Annotated in this window: 7 protein-coding genes and 1 pseudogene; 2 read left to right on the top strand and 6 right to left on the bottom strand. The window is 73.2% G+C overall.

Annotation, left to right across the window (positions count from 1 at the left end):
• Nucleotides 1-408: 408 nt before the first annotated feature.
• Nucleotides 409-1,095, bottom strand: coding sequence for an alpha/beta fold hydrolase (locus ACIRS1_RS21690; RefSeq protein ID WP_402842248.1), 687 nt, complete (start codon nt 1,093-1,095; stop codon nt 409-411).
• 127 nt (nt 1,096-1,222) lie between these two features.
• Here ACIRS1_RS21690 and ACIRS1_RS21685 point away from each other — a divergent pair.
• A pseudogene (locus tag ACIRS1_RS21685) lies at nt 1,223-1,792 on the top strand (DUF5996 family protein); the annotation flags it as partial.
• A gap of 72 nt (nt 1,793-1,864) precedes the next feature.
• Here ACIRS1_RS21685 and ACIRS1_RS21680 read toward each other — a convergent pair.
• On the bottom strand, nt 1,865-2,224 hold the full coding sequence (locus ACIRS1_RS21680; RefSeq protein ID WP_402842245.1) for a UBP-type zinc finger domain-containing protein: 360 nt from the start codon (nt 2,222-2,224) through the stop codon (nt 1,865-1,867).
• Nucleotides 2,225-2,451: 227 nt separating this feature from the next.
• On the opposite strand from ACIRS1_RS21680, the gene ACIRS1_RS21675 reads away from it, so the two are divergent.
• The gene (locus tag ACIRS1_RS21675) at nt 2,452-3,375 is read left to right on the top strand and encodes an NAD(+)/NADH kinase (protein ID WP_402842243.1); all 924 of its coding nucleotides are present in this window, start codon (nt 2,452-2,454) and stop codon (nt 3,373-3,375) included.
• A gap of 222 nt (nt 3,376-3,597) precedes the next feature.
• Here the strand turns inward: ACIRS1_RS21675 and ACIRS1_RS21670 are convergent, their stop codons facing one another.
• From ACIRS1_RS21670 to ACIRS1_RS21655, 4 genes are all read right to left on the bottom strand, one after another.
• Entirely contained in the window at nt 3,598-3,978 is a 381-nt protein-coding gene (locus ACIRS1_RS21670; RefSeq protein ID WP_402842241.1) for a transglycosylase family protein, read from the bottom strand.
• Nucleotides 3,979-4,394: 416 nt separating this feature from the next.
• Complete coding sequence (locus ACIRS1_RS21665; RefSeq protein WP_402842238.1) at nt 4,395-4,904, bottom strand: dihydrofolate reductase; 510 nt, start codon at nt 4,902-4,904, stop codon at nt 4,395-4,397.
• Nucleotides 4,901-5,698 carry a thymidylate synthase gene (locus ACIRS1_RS21660; RefSeq protein ID WP_360217447.1) on the bottom strand — a complete coding sequence of 266 codons (798 nt, stop codon included), beginning with the start codon at nt 5,696-5,698 and terminating at the stop codon, nt 4,901-4,903. The genes ACIRS1_RS21665 and ACIRS1_RS21660 overlap by 4 nt, the downstream gene beginning before the upstream one ends.
• Before the next feature lie 96 nt (nt 5,699-5,794).
• Nucleotides 5,795-7,330, bottom strand: a complete 1,536-nt coding sequence (locus ACIRS1_RS21655; protein ID WP_402842234.1) for a long-chain fatty acid--CoA ligase — start codon at nt 7,328-7,330, stop codon at nt 5,795-5,797.
• Between the last annotated feature and the right edge of the window lies 1 nt (nt 7,331).

Below are 7,331 nucleotides of genomic sequence, written 5' to 3'. Positions count from 1 at the left end.
GCCCGGGGGCTGTGTGCTCGGTGCAACGGGTTCGAAGGTACGGGGGTGGTGGTGGGGGTTTCAAGGATTCGAAGGTTTGGGCACGTCAGGGTGCTGTTACCGGTCGTAAGGATCAAGGAATTGGGATGATTTGAAGCCAAATGCCCCATTTTTCAAGATCGAATCGGGCCGGAAAGTGGCCCCGGTCACCCCGGGAGCCGTGTGAGGCCGCGCACATCCTCGACAGCGCGTGACCACCCGCCCCACACCCGGTGCGGAAACCGCCGCCGGCCCCCGCCGCCCGGGTGGCCCGCACCACAACCCTCACCCGGACCACCCGGCGCCGTCACGCACCGTGATGAGTTCACCCCCTGAACGCCCTGGCCGCCGGGCGGCCCGAGGAGTGCGGCGGGCCGCCCGGCGGCGGCACTACCCCTCGAGGGACTTCGCCGCGTCCCGGATGACGTCGAGGACGAAGTCGGGGTGCGACAGCATCGGGACGTGGCTGCTGTCGACGGCGTAGGTCTTCGCGCCCATGCGCTCGGCCGCGGCCCGCTCCAGGTCCGGGTTCACCGTGCGGTCGTCGTTCGCGACGATGTACCAGCTCGGCTTGGACCGCCAGGCCGTCCCCGGAACCTGCTGGGTGAACAGGTCCGGGACGGGCACGGCACCCGTCGCGAGGACGAGCTGCTGCTCGGCGACGGGCAGGTCGCCGCAGAAGTCGCCGATGCCCGACTCGAGGAGCCAGATCCGGCCGTCGGCGACGTCGATGTGCTTGAAGACCGGAGTGCCCGGGAACTGCTCCTGCTGGCCCTGGGAGGTCTCGTCCTCGTCCGGGGCGAGCGCGGCGATGTAGACCAGCGCACCCACGCGGTCGTGGACACCGGCCTTGGTGATCAGCGTCCCGCCGTAGGAGTGGCCGACGAGCACCACCGGGCCGGGCACGTGGTCGATGGCGCGGGTGACGCAGGCGACGTCCCCCGCGAGCGAGTCCAGGCCGTGCTGCGAACTGAGCACCTGGTGCCCTTCGGCCAGGAGCGCGGGAATGAGCTTGTTGAAGCACGAGCCGTCGGCCCAGAGCCCGTGGGCGAAGACGATGCTGGCCTTGCTGGCCATGATTTCCCCTTTCGTGGGACATCGGGAGATGGGAGTGGAACTACGCCGAGTGTGCAGGCTGTGACTTTCCGCTCCGGGCTGCGACGCGCATGATGGAACTGCCGCCGACGGACGGGAGGCACCCGCCATGGAGCCGTTCCCACCGATACCGCTCACCGAGTGGCAGGACACCAAGGAGACGCTGCACCGCTTCACGCAGGTGGTGGGAAAGATCCGCCTCGCGGCGAGCGTGCGGCGCAACCACTGGTGGAACGTCCCGTTCCACCTCACCGGGCGCGGCCTCACCACCCGGCCCATGGGACAGGTCGACGGCAACCCGGTCTTCACCATCGACTTCGACTTCGTCGACCACCGGCTCGTCGTCACGAGGGCGGACGGCAGGACGGCGTCCTTCCCCCTGGTCGGCCGGTCCGTCGCGTCCTTCCACCGGCGGACCCTGGAGGCGCTGGCTGCCCTGGACATCCGGGTGGAGCTCGCGAACCCCCGGCCCTACCGGCTACCCGACACCGACCGGCCGTTCGCCGAGGACGTCGAACACGCGGCCTACGACCCCGTCTGGGCGAACCGCGCCTGGCAGGTCCTCAACCAGGTCGGACTGGTGCTGGAGGAGTTCGCGGCCCGGTTCTCGGGCAAGGTCAGCCCCGTCCACCTGTTCTGGCACTCGTTCGACCTCGCCCACACCCCGCTGATCGGTCGGGACGGGGTCGGCTGGGGCGGGGCCGGGTCGGACAGGGGCCGGGCGGCACGGGGCCGGTCCGCGCGGCCCGCGTCAGTGCAGGTGCGACTGCCAGTCGGCGGGGACCCTGCCGAGCGGGCCCGGGGTCGGCTGGGCCTCCGGGTGCGCGGCGGGCGCCGCCAGCTCCGGCCCCTCGTAGTACTGCTCGGTCTCGACGTTCCAGAACCACGCCTCACCGGGCTCGAAACTGGCCAGGAACGGGTGCCCGGCCTCCCGGGCGTGTCGCGTGCCGTGCTGGGAGGGCGAGGAGTCGCAGCACCCGATGTGCCCGCACTCGGCACACCGCCGCAGGTGGAACCACCACCCCGGCCCGTCCCCCGTCAGACACTCCACGCACCCGTCCCCGCTCGGCGGCACGGCGGGGTCGATCCCCCGGATCGGGCTGTCAGTCATCGGACACGCCTCCCGACGTCGGTTCGGCCGGGCACCGGTTCAGGACGGCGGCGCCGGGGCCTTCGGACCGTCTCTCCGATTCCCAACCGGCCGGCGCGCACACAGATTCCGGGAGGGGCGGCGGGACCGGCCCCGGGCGACGGGAGGGGCGGCGGGACCGGCCCCGGCCGACGGGAGGGCCGGCGGGACCGGCCCCGGCCGACCTGCCTTGAAGGAGACGGGCGGCTGTGCGTGACTGGAGGGAGCAGCAGTGCTCCGGCCGACGTCGAGCCGACATCGAGGTGCTCCGGATGGGATTCATCGGCACTGTGGGGCTGGTGCTCCACCCCGAGCGCACCTGTGCGCCCACCGTGGAGACCGTGGTCGGCTGGAGCCGGGCCCGGGGCACCAAGGTCCTGGGGCTGGCCGCGGAGGTGGCGCGGATCGGTTGCGAGGCCATCCCGGTCGGGGACGAGGAGATGGCCGCCGGCGCCGACCTGCTGATCAGCCTCGGCGGGGACGGCACCATGCTGCGCACCATGCGGCTCGCCACTCGGGGCCACGCGCCGGTCCTCGGCGTCAACGTCGGGCGGCTGGGCTTCCTCGCCGAGGTCGACATCCCGGACCTGCGCGGCGCGCTGGACGCCGTCGACGCCCACCGGTTCACCGTGGAGGCCCGCTCCGGCGTCCACGCCCGGTTCGGGGACGTCCGGGAGACGGCGCTCAACGACGTGGTGCTGCTGCGCAGCCCCGGGCACAGGTCCGCGGTGGTCGCCGTACGGGTCCAGGGCGAGCCCTTCGTGTCCTACACCGCGGACGCGGTCGTCTGTGCCACGCCGACCGGCTCCACCGCGTACAGCTTCTCCGCGGGCGGCCCGATCGTCTCCCCCAACGCGGAGGGGCTGCTGGTCACCCCGGTGGCCCCGCACGCCGCGTTCAACCGCTCGGTGTTCCTCTCCAGCGGCGAGCGTCTCGACCTGGAGGTCCTGCCGCCCAGCGGCGACCTCGCCGTCGAGGCCGACGGCCTGCTGGTCGGCCACGTCTCGCCGGGCGACAGCGTCGAGGTGACCATGGTGCCCGCGGCCGCGCGCGTCGTGCGGCTCGGGCACACCACCTTCTACCAGCGGGCCCAGCGCAAGCTCCGGCTCACCGGCTCTGCGGAACACGGCTGACCGGGGCTGGGCGGGCCGGGGCGGCAATGCTGCTGCGGCCCGGTGCCCCGCCGGACCGTGGTGGTCGGTGGGGCACCGGGCGCGCGGGGGCCACCGGGGGGTGGGCCGTGCGGTGGTCTCCCCCGCTACCGGCGGGGCTCCCCCGCTACCAGCTGCCCTTGAGGGGGATCCAGCCCGGGTTGCCCAGCTTGGCGGTCACCGCGGCGCTGCTGTTGTCGTTGCTCAGGCAGAACGTGCCGGACGCCGGGTCGTAGCCGCCGACGGTGGTGACGCCGTCGCCGTTCCAGTCCCCGGCCAGCGGCGTCCACCCCGGGTTGCCGAACTTCGCCGAGCCCGCGACGGTGCCGTTGTCCCTGCTCTCGTAGAAGGTCCGGGTACTCGGGTCGTACGCGCCGATGCGTCCGGGGAGGAGGGCTTGGCGTGGTCCGCGCCGAGGCCGGCCTTCGGCCCGCAGACCGGCCAGGCGCCCTGGCCCTGCCCGGCGAGGACCTTCTCGCCTATCTGGATCTGCTGCGCCTCGGTCGCCTGGTGCGGGTAGGCCGCGTGTCCTGGAGTGCTCGCGCGGACACCGGGGGTCGGCGCGGAAGTCTTCGGGACGTGCACGCCCGGCGGCGGTACGGCTGCCCTGCAGGAACAGCGGTCGGTCGGCGGCGGAACGGTCGAGCGGCGGGACACCGGCCCCGCAGCGCGGTCACCGGCGCCTCCCGGGCGGTGCTCCCGGCTGGCGACTACTACTCTCGCCGCAGCCCAGGACCGGTGGAAGGGGCCCGACTGGACGGATCCGGCCCTGACCGGATGCGTCCAGCCGCCTCGCGTCGGGCTCAAACGACCCCACGAGGCGCCCTTCCCGCATCAAACTGGCGGTGGCGCCTCGAACCGCCAAAAGTTCTTCCCTCAAAGCGATATGACGATTCGTCAGATCAATCCCCCGCTGCGCTGCTCAGCACAGAACGGCCGCCGGCCAGGTCGGTGCCCCAGGAGGGGCAGCGACCTGGCCGGCGGATCGTGTTCGGCGGACCCTAGGCCCGACGGGTGTGGGTGCGGATGCGGTAGCGGAGGCCGGTGGTGGAGGTCTGCCAGCCGTCGTCGCGGGTGACGGTCCAGGCGGGGCCGACGGGCGGGGCGTGGGTGTCGCCGTCGACCGCGAGGTCGATCTCGGTGACCGAGAGGGTGGTGGCGTGGTCGATGGCGGTGCGGTAGAGCTGCCCGCCGCCGATGATCCAGGTCTCGGCGGGGGTTCCCGGGTCGGCTGCCGCGGCCGCGAGGCGCAGGGCCTCGGCGAGGGAGCCGGCGCGCTCGGCGCCCTCGGCGGCCCACTGCGCGTTGCGGGTGACCACGATGTTGCGGCGGCCGGGGAGCGGGCGGAAGCGCGGCGGGATCGACTCCCAGGTGCGGCGACCCATCACGACGGGGTGGCCGAGGGTGGTCCGCTTGAAGTGTTCGAGGTCCTCGGGCAGGTGCCAGGGCATCGTGTTGTCGGCGCCGATCACGCCGCCGCGGGCCTGGGCCCAGATCAGTCCGATCCTCATACCGCCACCGGGGCCTTGATCGCCGGGTGGTGCCGGTAGCCGACGACGTCCACGTCGGAGTAGGCGTAGTCGAAGAGCGAGTCGGCCTTCCGCAGGTTCAGCGTGGGGAAGTCGTACGGCGTGCGCGAGAGCTGTTCGGTGACCTGGTCCACGTGGTTGTCGTAGATGTGGCAGTCACCGCCGGTCCAGATGAAGTCCCCCGGGGCGAGGCCGACCTGCTGCGCGACCAGGTGGGTGAGCAGGGCGTAGCTCGCGATGTTGAACGGGACGCCGAGGAAGAGGTCGGCGCTGCGCTGGTAGAGCTGGCAGGAGAGCCTGCCGTCGGCGACGTGGAACTGGAAGAAGGCGTGGCAGGGGGCGAGCGCCATGGCGTCCAGTTCGGCGACGTTCCAGGCGGAGACGACCATCCGGCGGGAGTCCGGGTCGGTGCGCAGGGTGTCGAGGACCTGGCTGATCTGGTCGACGTGCCCGCCGTCGGGGGTCGGCCAGCTGCGCCACTGCACGCCGTAGACGGGGCCGAGGTCGCCGTTGCCGTCGGCCCACTCGTCCCAGATGGTGACGCCGTGCTCGTTCAGCCAGCCGACGTTGGAGTCGCCGCGCAGGAACCACAGGAGCTCGTACACCACGGACTTGAGGTGCACCTTCTTGGTGGTGACCAGCGGGAAGCCCCGGGAGAGGTCGTACCGCAGCTGGTGTCCGAAGACGCTCCGGGTGCCGGTGCCCGTCCGGTCGGCCTTGGCCGTTCCGGTGGTGAGCACGTGCTTCAACAGGTCTTCGTACTGGGTGTCCGCCACGAGCGGCAAGTGTACGTGCCCGTCCGGTCCGCCCGGTTCACCCCGGTCCGGCGGGCTGCGGTCCGCGCACGTCGGGAGGGGGCTGGCGGCTCCCGGTCACCCGGTGAGCCGGGCCACCAGCTCCCGTTTGAGGACCTTGCCGCCGGCGCCGAGCGGGAAGGCCTCGGTGAACTCCACCCGGCGCGGGTACTTGTAGGCCGCCATCCGCTCCCGGCTCCAGGCGGTGATCCCCGCGGCGAGCTCGCGGTCCGGGCGGATCCCCGGCCGGGGCACCACCACCGCGCACACCTCCTGGCCGTGGACCTCGTCCGGCAGGCCCACCACGGCGACCTGGGCGACGGCCGGGTGGCGGGCCAGCACCTCCTCGACCTCGCGCGGGTAGACGTTGTAGCCGCCGCGCAGCACCAGGTCCTTCTTGCGGTCGACGATGGTCAGGTACCCGTCGGCGTCCAGCGTCCCGAGGTCCCCGGAGCGGAACCACCCGTCGACGACCGCCTCGGCGCTCGCGCCCGGGAGGTTCAGGTAGCCGGCCATCACGTTGTGCCCGCGGATCACCACCTCGCCGATCTCGCCGGCCGGCAGCGGCTCGATCCGGCCCTCCACCTCGGCCCTGGCGACGGCGACCTCGACGCCCCAGATGGGTCGGCCCACCGTGCCGGGCCGCAGGGGCCAGGCCCGCTGGTTGTAGGCGACGACCGGGGAGGTCTCGGTCAGGCCGTAGCCCTCGTAGACGGGGCAGCCGAAGGTCTCCCGGAAGTCCTCCAGGACCGGCACCGGCAGGGCCGCCCCGCCGCAGAACGCCCGGTCGAGCGGTGGGCGGCGCGGATCGGTGCGGGCGGCGGCGAGCAGGGCGTGGTACATGGTGGGCACGCCCATGACGAGCGTGCACCGTTCGCGGACCATCAGGTCCAGGGCCTGCGGCCCGTCGAAGCGCGGCATCAGCACCAGGGTGGCGCCGGCCCGGAAGCAGGTGGCCATGCCGCAGATCTGGCCGAAGGTGTGGAACAGCGGCAGGCAGCCCAGCAGCACGTCCTCGGGCCGGTAGTCGAACGGGGAGAGCATCGTGGTGGCGGTGTTCATCTCCAGGTTGAGGTGGGTGAGCATGGCCCCCTTGGGGCGGCCCGTGGTGCCGGAGGTGTAGAGCACCACGGCGAGGTCGCCGGGTTCGCGCGGGACGGCGCCGGCGATCGGGGTGGCGGGCCCGGCCAGCGCGTCCAGGCGCGGGCGGCCCGCGTCCCGTGCCTGGTCCACCGTCAGGACGGGGGTGCCGGCGGCCTCCGCGGCCCGGGCGCCCTCGGCCAGCAGGGCTTCGGCGCAGACCAGGGCCGCGGCTCCGGCGTCGCGCAGCACGTGGGCGATCTCCTCGGCCCGCAGCAGGGCGTTCACCGGGACGGCGACGGCGCCGAGGGCGAGCACCCCGAAGTACGCGAGCGGGAAGTGGCGGCTGTTGGGGAGCAGCAGGGCGACCCGGTCGCCGGGGCCGATGCCCTGGTCGCGCAGCACCGCCGCGTAGCGCCGTGCGCCGTCCCACAGCTCGCGGTAGGTGGTGCGTTCGGTGCCGAGGACGAGGGCGGGGTGGTCGGGCCGGCGCAGCGCGGACTCGGCGAGCACCGCGGCCAGGGAGAGCGTCATC

This window comes from Kitasatospora sp. NPDC101176 (assembly GCF_044768035.1).
Classification (GTDB): domain Bacteria; phylum Actinomycetota; class Actinomycetes; order Streptomycetales; family Streptomycetaceae; genus Kitasatospora.
Note: the sequence above shows the minus strand (reverse complement) of the source record. Positions and strands in the feature narration are given on the sequence as shown.

Bases quoted from the DNA above. Each gene is read 5' to 3' on its own strand.
- ACIRS1_RS21655 (WP_402842234.1), bottom strand. From the start codon at position 7,330: ATGACGCTCTCCCTGGCCGCGGTGCTCGCCGAGTCCGCGCTGCGCCGG.
- ACIRS1_RS21665 (WP_402842238.1), bottom strand. From the start codon at position 4,904: ATGAGGATCGGACTGATCTGGGCCCAGGCCCGCGGCGGCGTGATCGGC.
- ACIRS1_RS21680 (WP_402842245.1), bottom strand. From the start codon at position 2,224: ATGACTGACAGCCCGATCCGGGGGATCGACCCCGCCGTGCCGCCGAGC.
- ACIRS1_RS21690 (WP_402842248.1), bottom strand. From the start codon at position 1,095: ATGGCCAGCAAGGCCAGCATCGTCTTCGCCCACGGGCTCTGGGCCGAC.